General features: G+C 39.6%; 23 protein-coding genes. All 23 read right to left on the bottom strand.

The genetic code is table 11. The features are described from left to right. Positions 1-2 precede the first annotated feature (2 nt). Positions 3-4,031, bottom strand: coding sequence for a hypothetical protein (locus B7E05_RS18270; RefSeq protein WP_080875543.1), 4,029 nt, complete (start codon positions 4,029-4,031; stop codon positions 3-5). A gap of 4 nt (positions 4,032-4,035) precedes the next feature. Further along, positions 4,036-4,362 (bottom strand): hypothetical protein, encoded by a 327-nt coding sequence (locus B7E05_RS18275; RefSeq protein WP_080875544.1) that lies wholly within the window; start codon positions 4,360-4,362, stop codon positions 4,036-4,038. A 41-nt stretch (positions 4,363-4,403) separates the two neighbouring features. Continuing rightward, positions 4,404-4,790, bottom strand: a complete 387-nt coding sequence (locus tag B7E05_RS18280; RefSeq protein WP_080875545.1) for a tail assembly chaperone — start codon at positions 4,788-4,790, stop codon at positions 4,404-4,406. Between the two features lie 99 nt (positions 4,791-4,889). Then, positions 4,890-5,453, bottom strand: a complete 564-nt coding sequence (locus B7E05_RS18285) for a phage major tail protein, TP901-1 family (RefSeq protein WP_080875546.1) — start codon at positions 5,451-5,453, stop codon at positions 4,890-4,892. 45 nt (positions 5,454-5,498) lie between these two features. Further along, positions 5,499-5,885: a hypothetical protein gene (locus B7E05_RS18290; protein ID WP_080875547.1), complete on the bottom strand. Its 387-nt coding sequence runs from the start codon at positions 5,883-5,885 to the stop codon at positions 5,499-5,501. A gap of 1 nt (position 5,886) precedes the next feature. Next, positions 5,887-6,234, bottom strand: coding sequence for an HK97-gp10 family putative phage morphogenesis protein (locus tag B7E05_RS18295; protein ID WP_080875548.1), 348 nt, complete (start codon positions 6,232-6,234; stop codon positions 5,887-5,889). Continuing rightward, a complete protein-coding gene (locus B7E05_RS18300) occupies positions 6,225-6,536 on the bottom strand; it encodes a hypothetical protein (protein WP_080875549.1) in 312 nt (103 codons plus the stop codon). Before B7E05_RS18300 ends, B7E05_RS18295 begins: the two co-directional genes overlap by 10 nt. Further along, entirely contained in the window at positions 6,533-6,862 is a 330-nt protein-coding gene (locus B7E05_RS18305) for a phage head-tail connector protein (RefSeq protein WP_080875550.1), read from the bottom strand. The genes B7E05_RS18300 and B7E05_RS18305 overlap by 4 nt, the downstream gene beginning before the upstream one ends. 80 nt (positions 6,863-6,942) lie before the next feature. Beyond that, positions 6,943-7,215: a collagen-like triple helix repeat-containing protein gene (locus B7E05_RS22235; RefSeq protein ID WP_080875551.1), complete on the bottom strand. Its 273-nt coding sequence runs from the start codon at positions 7,213-7,215 to the stop codon at positions 6,943-6,945. 68 nt (positions 7,216-7,283) lie between these two features. Further along, complete coding sequence (locus tag B7E05_RS18315; protein WP_080875552.1) at positions 7,284-8,255, bottom strand: phage major capsid protein; 972 nt, start codon at positions 8,253-8,255, stop codon at positions 7,284-7,286. Between the two features lie 15 nt (positions 8,256-8,270). Then, positions 8,271-8,879: a DUF4355 domain-containing protein gene (locus B7E05_RS18320; protein WP_179134577.1), complete on the bottom strand. Its 609-nt coding sequence runs from the start codon at positions 8,877-8,879 to the stop codon at positions 8,271-8,273. 190 nt (positions 8,880-9,069) lie between these two features. After that, positions 9,070-9,258 carry a hypothetical protein gene (locus tag B7E05_RS18325; protein ID WP_080875554.1) on the bottom strand — a complete coding sequence of 63 codons (189 nt, stop codon included), beginning with the start codon at positions 9,256-9,258 and terminating at the stop codon, positions 9,070-9,072. Next, positions 9,251-9,469 (bottom strand): Thoeris anti-defense Tad2 family protein, encoded by a 219-nt coding sequence (locus B7E05_RS18330; RefSeq protein WP_080875555.1) that lies wholly within the window; start codon positions 9,467-9,469, stop codon positions 9,251-9,253. Before B7E05_RS18330 ends, B7E05_RS18325 begins: the two co-directional genes overlap by 8 nt. Positions 9,470-9,532: 63 nt before the next feature. Then, a complete protein-coding gene (locus B7E05_RS22240) occupies positions 9,533-9,697 on the bottom strand; it encodes a hypothetical protein (protein ID WP_179134578.1) in 165 nt (54 codons plus the stop codon). Between the two features lie 11 nt (positions 9,698-9,708). Next, entirely contained in the window at positions 9,709-10,650 is a 942-nt protein-coding gene (locus B7E05_RS18335) for a minor capsid protein (protein ID WP_080875556.1), read from the bottom strand. Positions 10,651-10,831: 181 nt separating this feature from the next. Continuing rightward, on the bottom strand, positions 10,832-12,247 hold the full coding sequence (locus B7E05_RS18340; RefSeq protein ID WP_080875557.1) for a phage portal protein: 1,416 nt from the start codon (positions 12,245-12,247) through the stop codon (positions 10,832-10,834). A gap of 12 nt (positions 12,248-12,259) precedes the next feature. Further along, positions 12,260-13,525, bottom strand: a complete 1,266-nt coding sequence (locus B7E05_RS18345) for a PBSX family phage terminase large subunit (RefSeq protein WP_080875558.1) — start codon at positions 13,523-13,525, stop codon at positions 12,260-12,262. Continuing rightward, positions 13,512-13,937 carry a helix-turn-helix domain-containing protein gene (locus tag B7E05_RS18350; RefSeq protein ID WP_080876363.1) on the bottom strand — a complete coding sequence of 142 codons (426 nt, stop codon included), beginning with the start codon at positions 13,935-13,937 and terminating at the stop codon, positions 13,512-13,514. Before B7E05_RS18350 ends, B7E05_RS18345 begins: the two co-directional genes overlap by 14 nt. Positions 13,938-14,146: 209 nt before the next feature. After that, on the bottom strand, positions 14,147-14,596 hold the full coding sequence (locus B7E05_RS18355; protein WP_080875559.1) for a hypothetical protein: 450 nt from the start codon (positions 14,594-14,596) through the stop codon (positions 14,147-14,149). Further along, a complete protein-coding gene (locus B7E05_RS18360) occupies positions 14,589-15,119 on the bottom strand; it encodes an HNH endonuclease (RefSeq protein WP_080875560.1) in 531 nt (176 codons plus the stop codon). The genes B7E05_RS18355 and B7E05_RS18360 overlap by 8 nt, the downstream gene beginning before the upstream one ends. Positions 15,120-15,338: 219 nt before the next feature. Next, the gene (locus B7E05_RS18365) at positions 15,339-15,572 is read right to left on the bottom strand and encodes a DUF1653 domain-containing protein (protein WP_080875561.1); all 234 of its coding nucleotides are present in this window, start codon (positions 15,570-15,572) and stop codon (positions 15,339-15,341) included. A gap of 9 nt (positions 15,573-15,581) precedes the next feature. Further along, positions 15,582-15,749, bottom strand: coding sequence for a DUF3954 domain-containing protein (locus tag B7E05_RS18370; protein WP_080875562.1), 168 nt, complete (start codon positions 15,747-15,749; stop codon positions 15,582-15,584). Between the two features lie 93 nt (positions 15,750-15,842). Further along, entirely contained in the window at positions 15,843-16,202 is a 360-nt protein-coding gene (locus tag B7E05_RS18375) for a RusA family crossover junction endodeoxyribonuclease (RefSeq protein WP_080875563.1), read from the bottom strand. Between the last annotated feature and the right edge of the window lie 190 nt (positions 16,203-16,392).

Here is a 16,392-nt window from a genome sequence, read left to right on the forward strand (position 1 = left end):
GATTAAAACCTCCTTATGGTTGCTTCTACTGCGTTCTGTTCATTGACATATGCCCTAACGCCCTCTTTGTTATCATAGACGTTTATTTCAATAGGCTGCCTTCTAACATTTACATTTGCATTTACTCCAGATTGTACTTGAGCAGTAGCATTTCGCTTTATGCCTTTCAAGCTGGAACTAATCTGTGATGATTTCATGTCCATCTTTGGATTAAATGACTTCGTTGCCACAGATGCCATACCCGCACTGGTATTGGCGACTTTACCTTTCATCCTATCAATACCTTTGATATACCCTTCAAAGGTATTGATACCGAATCCACGAAATACACGGGATGGTGAGTTAATCCCTAATAGATTTTTAGCACCTTCAACAGCGTCACCTACAACGCCTTTTGCAGCATCAACGACATTTCCAGCCATGTCTTTAATACCGTCAATTAATCCCTGTATGATATCCGTTCCAACGTCGAATAAGTCAACTTCTCCGAAAAAGTCCATCACGTTACCCCAGATATCTGAAATCGTATCAAAAACGGAATCCATAGCTTCGCTCACTGCGTCTATAATATCACTGAATATATTAGACACCGTATCGAAAATAGAACTAACAACGTCCGATACAGTAGAGCTGATGCTATCCCAAATGCTTGATATCGTATCCCAGACGCTATTCATAACGCTGCTGATTGTACTTAGAATATTGTTAAATATACTGCTTACCGTATCCCATATACTACTTAGCACGCTTGATACAGTCGATACAATCGTATTCCACACTGATGATGTCACACTGGAAATTGTATTCCAGGTATCCGATATGAAACTTTTAACGGAATTGAATACGCTTGTTGCGACGGATTTTATTCCATTCCAAACGGAACTCAGTACGCCTTTTATAGCGTTCCACACTGCAGAAGAAACGGATTGGATGATATCCCAAACGGTAGATATCAAATCCTGAATTCCATTGAACTCCGTATTTGCCAGTGTTTTGATCCCGTTCCAGATGGAAGTGAGTACCGATTTTATTCCATTCCATACAGCGCTTGAAATAGATTTAATCGTATTCCATACCGTGGACACAACATTCATAACGTTATTAAATGCGCTGGTTGCGATACTTTTGATTCCATTCCAGACAGTTGTAAGGACTGATTTAATCCCGTTCCATACTGTGCTGGATACGGTTTTTATCGTGTTCCACACTGTTGTTACTGATGACTTAATGCCATTAAATATCGGGGAAACGATAGAAACCAACGTGTTCCAAATGGTTGTCAGTACTGATTTAATTGTGTTCCACACAGTCGTTGAAACAGATTTTATTCCATTCCACAATTCCGTGAAAAAGGATTTCAATTCAGTGAAAACCGTTGTTGCACCAGTTACTAATATATTCCATGCTGTCATCAATGCAGCTTTGATAGCATTCCACACCGTTACAGCCACAGTTTTTATCCCGTTCCATAACTCTGTGAAAAATGTCGACAACTTATTCCATACTGTCGTAGCGATCGCAACGATACCATTCCACACAGTTGTGAGGACTGTCTTAATAAAGTTCCATACAGTTGTTGAAACTTCCTTAATCTTGTTCCATAGTTCGGTGAAGAACGTAGACAATTTATTCCAAACTGGTATCGCAATCGAAACAATTCCGTTCCACACTGAAACTAAAATAGTTTTAATAACATTCCACGCTGCTCTAGCAGTTGTACTTATAAATGTCCATACACCTTGAATAAAGTCTGCAATGCCTTGGAATATTGGAATAGCAACCGATAGTATACCTTGCCAAATAGATGATAAGAAAGAAGTTATGGTTGTCCATACAGCAATTGCTTTTGTTTTTACTCCGTCCCATACTGAAACAAAGAAATCGACAATTCCAGTCCATATGGTTGTAGCTATTTCTTTAATAGACTGCCATGCGCTGGATAAAAATGTAGTAATTGCAGTCCATGCTGCGGAAGCTTTATTTTGCGTTCCTTCCCATACTGAGCTGAAGAAATTCGTAATTGCTCCCCAAACTGTTGAAGCAATGCTCTTTATCTTCTCCCATGTGGTAGATAAGAAGTTGCTAATTGCTCCCCATACTTGAAGGGTAACAGCTTTAATCTTATCCCAGTTCTGGTATATGACAGTTGCCAGAGCGATTACAATTGATATTGCGATAGTGACCGGATTAATTAAACGTAACAAGAATTTGCCGATATTTAATATCCACGGTCCAACTGTAGTAAGTATATTGATGAATCCGGAAAATGCAGTGACAACCATCGTGATAAATGGCAGTAAAGCTAGTAAAGCTCCGCCTAGTAACGTACCAAGTGAAATCAATTTACCTATAATTGGGTTGTTCTGCATCATGGAACTAGCCCATTCAAGGAATCCGTTTGCTAGATCTAGCATCTTGGAACCTAATGGAGCTAGTGCAACGCCCAAGTCTATAATAAACTGAATAACGTTACCTATCAGATCAATTACTTTCGGGCCATTCTCTTGCACGTATTGGATAAATTTCTGGAACCCGTCCGATTCCGCTATTGTAGATGACCATTCACGGAACCTTTTCATCATCTGTCCTAATGCATTAAATATAATTTCGCTGTTATCACTAAACGCAACAAACAGGTTGATAATTCCGTTAATAGCGTCGCCAAATATACCTCTGATTGTTGGCATGTTAGTTTTTACATAATCCACAAAAGACTGAAATGCTTTTGACTCACTTAGCCCACCCGTCCATTCCTTGAAACTTTCGGTCATTTCCAAGAAACCGGTGGACATTGATTTCGCGAGTGGATCAAACGCCACCATCATGTTTCCGAAGCCGGCAATCAGATTGCCAATTGCTTTTCCCAAGGTTTCTACATAAAATCCTGCTGTATTCCCCATCCATTCAAAAAACGCTTGAGCGCCGCTGCCATTAATTGCTTCTTTAAATGAATTCGCAAGGTTTTCCATCGCACCCACAGTTGATGCCACGGCAGGTTTAAGTTGTTTCAGTGCATCTGTTGCACCTTCCATAAATGCTGTAAAGATTCCATATATCGGCTCATAAAATTCGGTACGGAAATCTTTCCAAACGCTTTTGAATTCACTAATAGCCTCTATCGTCGCCTGCATGTAGCCCGGCAATTTATTAAATGCTTCACCGCCTTTTTTAAGGTTTTGTTCCAAGCCGATCGCTCGACTGGCCACTTCGCCCATCAGGACAGCAAAAGGACCAAACCCTGCGGCGGCAGACGTGGCAGCACTTCCTAATCCTAAAACTCCGCCTCCCAATACGCCGATAGCATTACCAGCCGCCATGATAGCCGGAACTAAGGATGCAATGATTGGCACTAATGTAGATGAAAATGCCATCGCGATTCCGCCAACCATGCTCCGAGTGACGGTTCCGAATGACTGCATAAAGTTTGCCATCCGTTTAATGGCATTTTGGAATCGTTGTACTTCGGATTCAGCTGTGTTGAATACTTTCTTATTCATGTCTCCAAATGATTTTAGGCTTGCTAAAGCACTTTTCGCTTTTGCTCGAATTGGAATATTGACCCGTCGTTCAAGAGCTTGTTTAACGGCTTGGAGCATCCCCATTTTACGGGTTGCTTCTGACGTATCAGCATCTACGTTCACAGTATTTTTCGACTTAGTAAAAGCTTGCATCATCTTCCTGGCTTTACGGATATTACGCTGTAAAGGCTTTGTGTCTGCATCAATCGTCTTTTCAGATTTTCCTTTATCAAAGCGCTCTACAGTTCGTTTGGCGGTTTCTACCGATTTATTAAATGGTTTCGTATCCGCATCAATATCTACTGTCGCATCTTCTTTGCTGAAATTATCCAATGTCTTTTTAGCTTTTTTTATATTCGTATTAAAAGACTTTGTATCAGCGTTCAGTTCTGTATCTTCAACGGACTCCGATTCTCTTTTGAATTTTTGGGTTACTTTTCGTGCTGTATCAATTGCCCGTTTAAATTTACTAGCATTTGCTTTCAGCTCCGCCTCTATACTGTAATTGGCCATCATGTCACTCCTTTCTATTCAGGTTCATAGCAAGTTCTGCCGGAGAAGGCTGATCATTGATTGACTCTGTTTTTTCTTTTCGTTTGGTAAAGTCTTCATCAATCTGTTTCAATACCTTCTCATAATCAAAAAAGTCCTCGAAATTTTCATATACATATTCTTCTTTAGGCTTTTTCTCAGTACCGACATTTTTCGTTGCGGATACGTTTCTGTTTAAAAAAGCAGATAAATGCATATTGTGTAATTCATCAATTTCTTTATACTGCTGTGCATACCGCTTGTAATGAAACTCCGATAAAGTCATCATTTCTACATCACGTAATCGATTCATGCCGAGCTTTCGTAATGCATAAATGACAACCTCGTTATAAGTTAATCCGTCTCTGCTGTTTCCACTGCTTTGATTTTCGGTTCCTTCTTGAGATCGTCCGGAACTAGATTTCGGGTCATAGGTCGCTTTCCCAACTCTTCAATGACCTGTTCCCCAAACGCTTCAAAACCTTCTTTTTCGGCAATGTCATCCAATACTTTTTCCAACTCTTCATAAGTTTTAGGCGACTTCTTGTCATGAGAAGATGCAGCTTTAATTACTTTGGAAAGACCGATGATATTTCCGGATTGTAATTTAGGTACAAGCATTTCTAAGCCTTCACCTAGATTCGCACCTTCAATTTCAAACCCTAATTCTTTATCAATTTCTGTTAATGTACGTAATCCAAAAGATAATTCAATTTCTCGTCCGTTAAATGTAATATGCATATAAAATTCCTCCTATATTAAAAAAAGGGGCAAAATAGCCCCTTTTATCCTAATTTAAATGATTGTCCAATGGTAGCTTCCCCTATTGGCAGGGGCTGACTAGGGTGTTTCTTCTCCGCCACCTTCGTCTTCCTCTTCATCATCTGAAGCCAGGCCATCATCTGCCGGGTCATCAGCCAAAATGTCATGGAAAACATAGTTCAGCGTTTCAATATCTCCGTCAGGTAAAGTCACTCTACCTTTTTGACGGGTACCTGATGTTAGGAAAGTTCCTTCAACTTCCGGATTGTCCTCTGAACCGTTGGTAGCTTCCCATTCGCTGATATACCCTTGTCTGTATTCAGCTCCGAACTTTGTGCTACCCTCAGAACTATCACGATCTGCAAGGTCTACTTCCCACATTTCTACTGGATAGTCTTCCACAATAGAGTCTTCCAGCATTGTAAATGTCGGGTCTTTTACAGACTGCAATGCAGTTACTGATACTTCATCTTCCAGTGCTGCAGAACCTTGCACCGCTCCATCTTTTGTTGGTGTGGACTCCCTGTCACGGGAATATGATTTACTGTGTTCTGTTTGAAAAACTAGCTTAGCTGCTTCTGACGCTTCACCAAGCTTACGGAAATATAGCACTTTGTGTACGCCATTTGCTATTTTAGCCATTTATTTGTCCTCCTTTTTACATTAAAAAAACACTCATTAGAGTGCTTAAGAAATTCTGTATTCTGCTGTAATAATGCTGTGTAACAAGTCATCATCCGTGGAATTGTCATAGATTGTATTCGCATTAAGTGTGTCGTATCGCAGATAATAGTTTTCTAGTTTTGACAAACCTCTTAATGCCTGCTTTAACGCGAAAACCATTTCGGAATGTCTGGCCCGATTATTTGCATAACTCCATACATGCACGGTCTGTGCTAGATTAGCAGTGATAACCTGCTTATTATCCACAATATCATTGTCTGTGGTTTCTCCCACATGCACGAATGGATACGGACCGTCATATTTCGTATGCGAGTAATCAATCGTGGTGTATCCCAATGCCAGTGATTTACTAAACACAGCATTAAATAATTGTATATCTGGTGCCTGCATATCACTCCACCAATCTTTCAAGGTCTGATAAGAATTGCGGGCGTTGTTTCAAGAAAGAGTCGCCCAAAAACATTGTTCCTTCCATAAAACGAGTGCCCCATTCAATAAAGCCACTATGTTCAGATGGCGACAGTGTTTTGTAGTGCATCTTATTCACCCTGTTTGTATCTAATTTACGAACCGTATAGCCAGTTGCATACCCTTTATTAAATCGCTGTTGGCCATTCTTGGCGGCTTGTCGAGTCATTTCAATCGTATTTTTCTTAACAACCTCACCAACGTCGTCGTCAATATCATCATGCATTCTATCAAGGTTTTTTAATAAGTCATCAAATCCATCTAAGTCCATTCGCTCACACCCTCTAAATAAAAAACACTCTCTGACCTGTGAGGTACATGCCGGAGAATGTTATATTTTTGAGTGCCTATCACTGCCTTATCAGCAACGCCTGTATATGGCCTTTGAAGCCTTGCTGTTGCAACGTTTCTTTTATATGAACCAAAGACGGCTTCTGTCTTATCTAAACTGACAGCAGAGACGTTACAAGGTAAAGTGACGCCCTCATCTACAACAATTTCCGTCTTTCCCGTCTCCGGAGTGTACTGCCTGCCGCTGGATTCGTGTAAGGTGATTCTATCTGTATAATTCAAAGGAAAAACACCTTCCCCCGACGTTCCTTATGTGGAATATAAGTTTCTAAAATCCCCTGGTAAGGCAGAAAGTCATCCTCATTGTAAGTGACAGAACGTCCTTCCACGGATTCAGATGCCATACCCTCTGAACCTAACTTTTGAAAACGACTGATTGCCATTTCTTCCACAATAAAATCAAGTTCAGAAGGTATGTTATCCAAGTCCGCATGTTGTTTCAGCCATATTTTTAAATGTGACTGAACATTTTTGACAATGATATCAATGACTTTATCCTGTAATGTATCATCAATGCCTAAAATGGCTTTTACATTATTTTTAATCATGGAATCACATCACTTTTTCTTATTACTTTTCAATCTACCGTCTTTTTTCGTACCTTTGCTAGGTTTTCCTTTAGCCATAATTATTCACCCTCCGTATTGCCTTCAAGCGTATCGACGCGGGCAATAAGTTCATTCCATTGTGTTTCAGTCGGAAACCCATCTTCTCCATCTGCCCCCGCTGGACCTTGCTCACCAACAGCTCCTTTGTTACCTTTTTCACCCCTAGGTCCTTGTTCGCCTTGTGGACCCTCAGGACCCTGTTCTCCAGCAACGTCTATCAAGTCCTGCACATCTTGCTCCGTGATGACGTGGCCTTTTACTAATCGCTCTTTCAATTCTGCTTTCGTAGCCATTACTTAATCACTCCTATCCAATTTGAAATGTTTCTCCAATGGCGGCTTCCCCAATTGGTTGGGGTTCGTTAGGGAGTTTCCCCACCATCTTCACCGCCATTGCCTGGTTCGGTTTTAGCAAATGCATCATCTTTGAGAACCATGAAACCAACATCCATAGTGGCACGGATTGCAATCAATTCACGCTCGAATAAATTAATCGGCTCGTTGTTTTCATCCACAATGGAAGATAATTGTGCTTCTTCAGAAATGGCATAGCTCAAGTTGTACGGAATGCCATATCGAACATAATTGAAGTTCCCGCCGAACAACTCACCTTTATCCATTTCGGCAGAGTCTAAATCAGCTACTGGTGAACCGTCTAACGTATTTCCGCTACGGCTATACAAGCGTACCGGGTCTGTGATTGTTCCGTCCTCTTGCTCGTAACCATCAACAATCCGGCGTAATGCAGAACGGTTTTGCTTTTTTGATACATAAGCATTAATGTCAAAGCCGTCCTCATTCACTAAATCGGAAAGATCAAAGAAATTTTCATTTGTAATTCCACCTTGCACTACATGTCCTGCATCTGTAATAGAATCCTGTAATGATTGTTCAAACGGATTGTCCACTCCAAGAATAGTCGCTTCATCGAACTTTTTATAAAATGCTTCTGCGACTAATGGGCGCACTTGCGTAAAGAAGTCAGATAGTGTGTACTGCAAAAACTCACGCGACACCGGTACTATAACGCCCAATTTCTTGGCGGTCATCTTTGCAGTGAGCCATTGTGGTTTAGAAGTACGGATGACTTCACCCTCACCAACCCAGTAAGCTCCAACGCCTTCAGCGAGATATTGAAATTCTTTTTCCTGTTTAGTCATTTCCTCGTACTGCGCAAGTTGCATCATGACAGAATTGGAAATGATGTCTTTCAGCACTAATGTTCCTTGTTCCTTTGGGATTTGACCATTTTTCGCGTCTTGCAACAGCACATTGTCCGGGTCAAATTCAGCAAAATGCTGTAAGTTAAGATTTAATAGCTTTTCTTTTTTCATATTGATTTCATCCTCCTATTTAATTAATCTGTTTTCCTGCGCTATTTTAGCAACAGAAGGTATTTTATTGCTTGACGTTCCACTGTTGCCAGCTGGTGGTGTGTCTTGGCGTAATTTTTCTTTAACAGCACCATTCACAGCATCATCAAACGCCTTTTTAAATTTATTGATGTTCTCTAACGTTTTTTCTGCGTCTTCCCCAAGTAAGAAATCAGCAAAATCAGAAGGCAGTTCTTTCTTCTGTAAGTCATCCACTGCCTCAGAACGTAATTCAGAACGTTTAATCTTTGCTTCTCGTTCCTGAATATCCTTTTCACGTTGAGTTAGCTGTTCTTCTTCTCGTTCTTTTTGAGAAAGTTTAGAGAGACGTTTCTGCTCTTCTAGGGCATCCTTAACAGCCTTATCGATAGCTTCTTGCTGTTTAACCTCCTGGTTTTGCTTGAAGGTTTCGACGGCTTTACTGACTTGACTGTCTACCTCGGATTTTGTGAAAGTATCTTTATTACCAGATTTATCTTCCGGATTATCCTTATCCTCAGGGTCATCCGTTTTATTTTCTGGGTCATCTTCCGGATTGTCAGCAAAAAACTGTAAGTTCAATTTCAATAAATCTTCTTTCAACATTTTCATATCCTCCTAATCCCATGCAGTCATTGCCTATCAATCTTTCATCAAATAAAAACAAGCCCCGTACAGTCCTTTCACAGCCCGTCCAGTGCTTATCCCTATAAAACTATTCAATTAATAATTAACGCCCACACAGTATTATATTTAGGCAAAATAAAAGCACCTAACGCTTGTCTGCTAGGTGCGGTTAATATTCAAACGTATTCGATGCTGTATTCATTACTCTGTTTGTTCTAATGAGCATATCGGCAGCAATATCCTTCAAGTAACTTTGACGAATTATTACCACCTCGCCTTTTACTTCGACCGATACTTCTTCTCCATTTATTATCCTTGCAATGTCTTTTTCAGACAAAATGATATGATGTTTAGGCATGTTCTACTACCTCCCATTTCTCTGAAAATAATTCGATATTTGTTTCTTTCCACGGCACCCTACCGAAACGACTTTCAACGTATAAATACGGTGCAGTCATTTTGCTATGCTCATCCGGAAATTGAGCACGAATTACGACATCATCACTCCATTGTGGCAATCTCATGCCTTTACCTTGTTTCACTTGTTCAAATGCTTCTCCAAAGTTCATGTTATCCCTCCTTCCATCATTTACAAAGGCTACTACCTGTAGCTAGGAGATAGATGGACCACCTTACTTTTCTGCCTCAGAAGGCTTTACATTTTCTATGTTATTATCTGGTGGTTTTCCTTTTATAATTGGAGTATCTTTTGTAACAGTATTATTCTCTGTCAATGCATTGGCGATACGCTTCAAGCTATTGTCAATTGACTTTAGATATTTTTCTGTTTTATCCAAATTAACCACTCCTATAAAGTGTATTTACCTTTCCGTTCTGCAAAGAAAGCTTCTCTCCATGCTCCTGCAAGCAGCACCGTACTCGACCTACAAAAAGGATGCATAGGCTCAGCATTAATGCCTGGCATCATATTTTTCACTTTGAACTTCTTACCGTTCAAACTTCTGCATGTCTTTGTGGTACGGCCATCCATCATCGCGATGAATTCATATTCAGCTTCCGGGTCATCCTTGGTCAAGGCTTCATAACTTAGCTTCTGAGCCCCTGCCTGCACCCTAGCTGTTTCTGTAATTAATAACCTTCTAGCTTCAAAAGTGGTAACATCAAAACGCTCCCGTATATCTGGTACGAATCTATCTGGATGAACACCGCGGATAATGGTGCTGTTCATAATCGTATCTAGTTCATCACGCAGTTTCTCCATGTCATCCCAAATTCGTGAGGACCATGTCGCACTATGGAATGAAGCGCCAACGAGTGATAGCAGCGTTTCTGTGGAAATAACCATATCAGCACCTAATATACCTGCCTGTCTTGCCACTTCCTCAATCCCGGCCTGTTCCAGGTATTCCTGAAAGGTAGTCTCTATATCATTTGCCATTGCAACAAGATGCGCATTTAAATACATCATCAGTAATTCTTGGCGGTTGATATACATTTTCGTGTTGTAGGTGGACAGCTCTCGATTCGCTTTATCGCTAAAATTCTTTTCTTTGACGTATCTTGCAGCAGTATCCTGGAAAGCTTGTACATCCATTTCAGAAACCCGCTTTTTAGCTTCTGCAGGAGTTAGTTTATTCTTAACAGCATACCTTGCATAAAAGCTTTGAATTTCCTTCTCCGCCTCGCGCAGAGCCACATTGATAATTCGGCGTATTTCCTTCACAATTTCCTCGTCTTTCATTTGCTCCTGTTTGATGTTTTCACGTTCACGATCTTGCCAATATGACATTTGATATCACCGTCCTATAACCACAAGACGCTTATAATAAATGAAGCCATTCCAGCTATGCTGACAGCTGTTAAACTTTTTCTAAGTTTAGTGTCTTGCTTTTCACCAACTACACCCATGAAGCCTAAAACTATTACGATTAATAATACAATTTGAAACGCTATGACCATAATTCAATCCCTCAACTTTCTACCTCCATATAACTTGAAGTCTGTCGCTGTTGTTTCCGTTCTTCTTCACGCTTAGCTATCTCTTCTTGCGGATTTTCCACAAATGACAACAGGCTTAGTTTGGTCTCATCGGATAACTCACCACCAAGACTTGTGAAAGAGTCAATCTCATCTTTAATAGACTTCGGAAGATTCGGCGTAAACGTAATAGAAATGCTGTTTGGTTCAAAGCTACCCTCACTCGCAAGCGTCATAATATTATTAATTAAACGGTATCGCTCACGTAAGGATTTTTTGAACAGCCTTTCTTTTGTGGCTCTTTTCTGTTCCAGTCCGAACAATTTATATTTCAAAGCTTCGCCGGACTGATTTCCGGAAAAGGAATCGTCGTCCATATTCGGCGTGTACGTAAACATATGAATGTCATTTTTCACTCGATCCTTGTACGATTCCGTTCCCTGCACATCATATTTTTTATAGATGTAGTCCGCGTCAGCAGAAGTCTGTTTCCCTTCTGCATCCGGCTCTGTCTGTAACAATATTAAATTGTGTTCTTTCATCTGTTTGGCGTCGTTCGCGTCTATATCCACATTGCCTGTAATTTTCAGCATGGCATCATTAAAATCTGTCATGTAGTTTGCTGTGTCAGATTCAGCTTCATCGTATAAATCAATCAATGACAGCACCTTTTCAAAGTCTCCACGACGAAAACGATTATTGCTGTATTCGATAATGGGCACGCCATCAAAAGCATGTGACTGTTCGCTTAATAAAGTCAGACTGTAATCTTCTCTTAAATCATAGGAATTAATCACGCTGCTTGTATATAAATAAACAGTCGTCTTCTCGGAAAAAGCATTGTATAGATATCTGACACCAGCTATCGGATTCTGTTCCACCGTGTCATCATAAATAACAAATGTATGCTGGACTTCTGAAACTGTGAACCTTGTTTCATCTGCCTGCGAACGATATAGCAATTCATAAGCCCGGCCATAGATTGATTGGTCAAGTACCAACTCACTATTATGCTCATCCGCGTCATTTACTCTATTAATCTCCCGCAGCTGTTCATCAACTGAATCAATGGGATAGTTGGTTTTTAAAGGAATACCCACCATATAGCCTTGAATAAATCCAGATACGTACTCACCAAATGCATGAACGGCTCTGTTATCTGCCAAATGGTCCTCGCGCCTGCGGTTCGGCCTTAATATATTTGTATTTTCAGCTTCATAGTACGACTGTAATGTCTCCAAGCGCGGACGTTGATGCAGCTGATGATGCTGTATCATTTCTGATAAGTCATCCAAGTTATCTAACAATGCATTAATGCCTCTGTACGTATAATGCATGTTGGATTCTTTAGAAAAACGCTTAACAGATCTTGTAGAAACTAACCCTTTTTCAAACTCATTTACTTTCATTTGCGCACCTCCTTACAAGCCAAGCGTTTTGAACGCCTCGTACTTTTTTCGCTTGTCTTTTTTCACTGGCCTGATTGGTTCACAGGCATACCTAATAGCATCTATACAATGATTATAGGTATCTACCGGCTCATTGACATATTCATTGGTCTGCTTATCTTTTTTCCATGTGTAGTTTTCCAGTTCCTCAATCGTTTTGAAGCACCTTTCATCAACAATGATTTCAAACTGTTGTATGAATTGTATCCCTTGCATGATGCTGTCCTTCCCTTTTCTGGCTGGGATGATTCTATTAATCCCCCGTTGCTGAATCTCTGCTATGCTTTTCTTTTCAGCACTATCAGCAATGATTTTTTCTTTTGCATATCCCAAATTCTTTATAACCTCTGCTATTTGGTCATTTAGCATTTCTTTCTTCACGTATTCATCCAGGATGTACAGTTTTCTGTTATCCACATCCACTTTTAAATGCACAAAAGCACTCGGGTCATTCACATAACCGAAATCAAGTCCAAAAAAAGAAGGCAACCGTCTTATGCCTTCTCTGTCTATGATTTTCTTTGTAAATTTAGGAAACACCAATTTATCTAATGTCGCAAAGTCACCTAAAGCATAAATGCGATAATAAGCAGGATTACGATCTGCAAGATTTTCAAGGGTTCGATACACGGTTTCGTCCAAAAACTTATTATCTGTATAAGTAGAATGAATAATGGCTATATCATCTGACGGCTCATTTTCAAAAAAATATTTATATACCCAATTGAGTTTACTGACAGGGTTGAACATTAAATATAATTGTTTATTTTTATGAGTTCTTTCTCTCAAACGGATAGTAAGTTGTGTGTAATCTTCCAAATTAAATTCTGTTGCTTCTTCCATCACGACATCAGAAATGCCTTTGATGGATTTTATTTTCTCCGGGTTATCCATCCCTTTAAATAAAAACACTGCTCCATTAGGCAACTCAATTCGATAATCAGTCATATTTATTTTACAGTAATCAAGTATTCCAAAATCACTTAAACATGATTTTACATCTTCAAAAATAGAATCTTTAATGGTTGCAGCCACTTTTCTGGTGAACAGTATCTTCCTGGGTTCGCTCCACGACTTCAATGCTTTAAGGATTACTTTTTGGACAACTCCATGACTTTTACCGCTAGAAGCACCACCATAATGCACTTCTGTAAAATGAGAGTAATCAAAAAGCACTTGATAAATCTTTTTGTTAAACACCTTATGCGGTTTTGGAATATTGATGTTAATCTGTGTCATCATAATCACCTAAAGTGATATCGATGTTTTTATTAGTCTGCTCAACTTCTTGTTTATCTCGCCATTCATTTGCTTTGCGATTTTTTAACCAGAATATTTGCGCCGTAGTATTAGGTTTATTGTATTTAGTGACCTCCACCACTTCGCCTTCTTGGGTTACCATTTCTTCTTGATAATGAAATCCTAAAGCTGTTTTAAGCATCGCGTTTTCCACTTGACGATCAACTACCTCTTTACCTTTTTTTAAGGAGTCTTGAATGTCTTGATATTTCTTTTTCCATGTTTGTAAAGTGGAATAACCTATACCCATATTTAAAGCTATTTGCTCGTCAGTTAAACCGTCTCTTGCCCAACCTTCTATTTTGATTAAACCTTCTTCTGTTATCCATTCAGCGTATTTTCCTTTTGCCATCACATAAGCACTCCCTCCCGATATTTGACGTTATGTTCTATGTATTTTTGTAAAAAGATGACGCACTCCCCTCACCAGGAAATGCGCCTCAATAAGATATAGGTAAACACCGTCCTGCTCATACATAACCGATGTTTATTTTATTTAGCGGAACAACCAGGGTATCCCTACCTGTCCCACCTGCCATCCAGTTTACAGTAAAGGATTTCCTAGTTACAAATTCTTTCTTTTTGTTCCGTTTGTGCCATTTGTTCCGCTTGTATCGACGAATATATTTGATTAACTATATTGATTTTTCTTCGATTAACTGCGGATAAAGACATATCCATTTCAATCGCAATCTCTCTTAAGGGTTTGCCGTCCAACAATTCATCAAGTATTAATTGGTCACGCTCATTTTTAACTGCTGCAGAGTGCTTTTGAATCAAAATGATTTTATTTCTTATTTTTTTCGTTTTCCTTTCGTGCTTCTCCATCCTTATTATTTCTTGATAAACAGGGTCACTAGTACTTCCTTGCGCTTTGGGCATAGTCGCTTCGATACCGTATTTAGATACAAGAGTATTAGTTTGTTCAACATTTTCCAGGCGTTTATTAATCAGCAATTTCATCATCCAACGATAATTTTTAATTGTTTCATGTATTTCGTGCTTATTCATTTGATTCAGCACCTTTCTTCAGCATGTAATAAGCATTGTTATCTTTGTGATTATCAGCGTGACAACCTTGGCATAACAGGATGAGGTTATCTATATCCGTGGTACCACCTTTCGCAAATTCTTTCACGTGATGAATATGAAGATTATCGTTCGCTCCGCAAGAAGTGCACTTATTGCTGCATTTCTCATATACTTGCTTCTTTAAATTGGCACTGATATACCTGCCTTCTTTGAATGTTTCTTTTTTTCCACTCAGTATCTCTCTGAATTGATTGACGTGATGCGTTGTGCACGATAAATATTGCATATATATCCCTGCTATTGGTGGAGGGGCAGGAACGGCATCATCTTTCTCTATTACTTTTAAATTATCTGCCGGAACACCTGTTACCTTTTCCATTTCTTTTAATGATTTCTTTCTTAACATCCTCATACCCATTAGTTCTCCGCCGTATATTTCTTCACTCCACCAAACCATTTTTCGGTCATTTATCACTTCAGTTTTGATTTGCTTGTTATTCATTAATTCCAGCCCCTCTCAGCAGTTCTTTGTAGTATTTACTAGGCCTAACAGGGTTTAATACTCCCGTGCGTTTGTCGCGTCTGTATGGGCTTATTTTCCATAGGATTTTGTACATTTCACCGACTCCCCTCAAATAAAAAAGGACAGACTGGATTCCCTCAAATCCAAATCTGCCCTGATTGTTTCAGTAGCTTGTTATTTAGTTATGCTTGTATTTCTTTATATCTTTTCAATCCGTTCAAATCGATATTTCTGCATTGTCGGATTTTCCCTACCGTTTGGAACTTCTGATAAAAAGTCATTTATTGGTCTTATAAACATTTCACAGTCGCCTTCAATAGAATGATAAACAACAAATTCGTCAAATGTTTCATGGTCTCCTGCAATGCCGATAACATAATATAATCCGCCTTTGAAATGGCGATATAAACAGAGCGCTTCAATAAACCTCATATATTCACCTCATTTCATCGTATAACTAACCTTCTTGGCATGAATCTTTCCGTTCTGCCACGTAATACTCGTCTCCCCGAAACCGCTGTCTGGCTTTGGTACTTTTTCTATTTCACCGTTCTTCACCACAAGAACAGCATCTTCCCTCAGATTGATTTCTACTTTGCTTGTTTCCACACAATCACCCTTGTTCCTTAATTATTGAAATGCCCATAACGATTAATATTATCCAAACAGTTGTCCACCACGGATGAGCGTATATAATTTCCATCACTTAACACCCTCCAATCTGTACACCTCAACCTCTGTGCGTTCTTCCTCTTTTCCACACTTTATAATACTAGATTCCATGTGCTTGACTTGCCTGTCATCGTTATATACGACCTTGTTAAGAGCGTCTGTTACTCCCTTGAATAGGTTATCAATATCAGCCCTATTACCATGCGCATAATGTGTTAATTTAACACCTACATCCCCATCAATCGGCTGCGTTTTCATGCTTGCCTTAGCTATCCAGGAGACTTGCTTTTTATACTGGAGATAACGCTTAGCGTATTTATTAGCATACATGCTTTTTTGAGTCATTCTGACGGCCGGAACAGGCTTTAATGGAATTACGAATTTAATCATCACCCTCTCTCCTTCACATAAACGGCCTCGTAATAGCCATCTTCAATCGTCGCGATAAATTGCCCTTTCTTGTTAAAAACCTTCTCGTGTGAGCCTATATACTCGATAGGGCGCACACACTCAAACCCCGACCGCTCTTTATCGATACACAACATCAGACATTTTCGTTTATCGGCGTGTCTCACTCTGC

The organism is Oceanobacillus timonensis, from assembly GCF_900166635.1.
In the GTDB taxonomy this organism is placed as follows: Bacteria; Bacillota; Bacilli; order Bacillales; family Amphibacillaceae; genus Oceanobacillus; species Oceanobacillus timonensis.

Excerpts from the sequence above, each read along its gene's own strand:
- B7E05_RS18270 (WP_080875543.1), bottom strand. The coding sequence starts at position 4,031 with ATGGCCAATTACAGTATAGAGGCGGAGCTGAAAGCAAATGCTAGTAAA.
- B7E05_RS18275 (WP_080875544.1), bottom strand. The coding sequence starts at position 4,362 with ATGAATCGATTACGTGATGTAGAAATGATGACTTTATCGGAGTTTCAT.
- B7E05_RS18280 (WP_080875545.1), bottom strand. The coding sequence starts at position 4,790 with ATGCATATTACATTTAACGGACGAGAAATTGAATTATCTTTTGGATTA.
- B7E05_RS18285 (WP_080875546.1), bottom strand. The coding sequence starts at position 5,453 with ATGGCTAAAATAGCAAATGGCGTACACAAAGTGCTATATTTCCGTAAG.
- B7E05_RS18290 (WP_080875547.1), bottom strand. The coding sequence starts at position 5,885 with ATGCAGGCACCAGATATACAATTATTTAATGCTGTGTTTAGTAAATCA.
- B7E05_RS18295 (WP_080875548.1), bottom strand. The coding sequence starts at position 6,234 with ATGGACTTAGATGGATTTGATGACTTATTAAAAAACCTTGATAGAATG.
- B7E05_RS18305 (WP_080875550.1), bottom strand. The coding sequence starts at position 6,862 with ATGATTAAAAATAATGTAAAAGCCATTTTAGGCATTGATGATACATTA.
- B7E05_RS22235 (WP_080875551.1), bottom strand. The coding sequence starts at position 7,215 with ATGGCTACGAAAGCAGAATTGAAAGAGCGATTAGTAAAAGGCCACGTC.
- B7E05_RS18315 (WP_080875552.1), bottom strand. The coding sequence starts at position 8,255 with ATGAAAAAAGAAAAGCTATTAAATCTTAACTTACAGCATTTTGCTGAA.
- B7E05_RS18320 (WP_179134577.1), bottom strand. The coding sequence starts at position 8,879 with ATGTTGAAAGAAGATTTATTGAAATTGAACTTACAGTTTTTTGCTGAC.
- B7E05_RS18325 (WP_080875554.1), bottom strand. The coding sequence starts at position 9,258 with ATGCCTAAACATCATATCATTTTGTCTGAAAAAGACATTGCAAGGATA.
- B7E05_RS18330 (WP_080875555.1), bottom strand. The coding sequence starts at position 9,469 with ATGAACTTTGGAGAAGCATTTGAACAAGTGAAACAAGGTAAAGGCATG.
- B7E05_RS18335 (WP_080875556.1), bottom strand. The coding sequence starts at position 10,650 with ATGTCATATTGGCAAGATCGTGAACGTGAAAACATCAAACAGGAGCAA.
- B7E05_RS18340 (WP_080875557.1), bottom strand. The coding sequence starts at position 12,247 with ATGAAAGTAAATGAGTTTGAAAAAGGGTTAGTTTCTACAAGATCTGTT.
- B7E05_RS18345 (WP_080875558.1), bottom strand. The coding sequence starts at position 13,525 with ATGACACAGATTAACATCAATATTCCAAAACCGCATAAGGTGTTTAAC.
- B7E05_RS18350 (WP_080876363.1), bottom strand. The coding sequence starts at position 13,937 with ATGGCAAAAGGAAAATACGCTGAATGGATAACAGAAGAAGGTTTAATC.
- B7E05_RS18355 (WP_080875559.1), bottom strand. The coding sequence starts at position 14,596 with ATGAATAAGCACGAAATACATGAAACAATTAAAAATTATCGTTGGATG.
- B7E05_RS18360 (WP_080875560.1), bottom strand. The coding sequence starts at position 15,119 with ATGAATAACAAGCAAATCAAAACTGAAGTGATAAATGACCGAAAAATG.
- B7E05_RS18365 (WP_080875561.1), bottom strand. The coding sequence starts at position 15,572 with ATGAGGTTTATTGAAGCGCTCTGTTTATATCGCCATTTCAAAGGCGGA.
- B7E05_RS18375 (WP_080875563.1), bottom strand. The coding sequence starts at position 16,202 with ATGATTAAATTCGTAATTCCATTAAAGCCTGTTCCGGCCGTCAGAATG.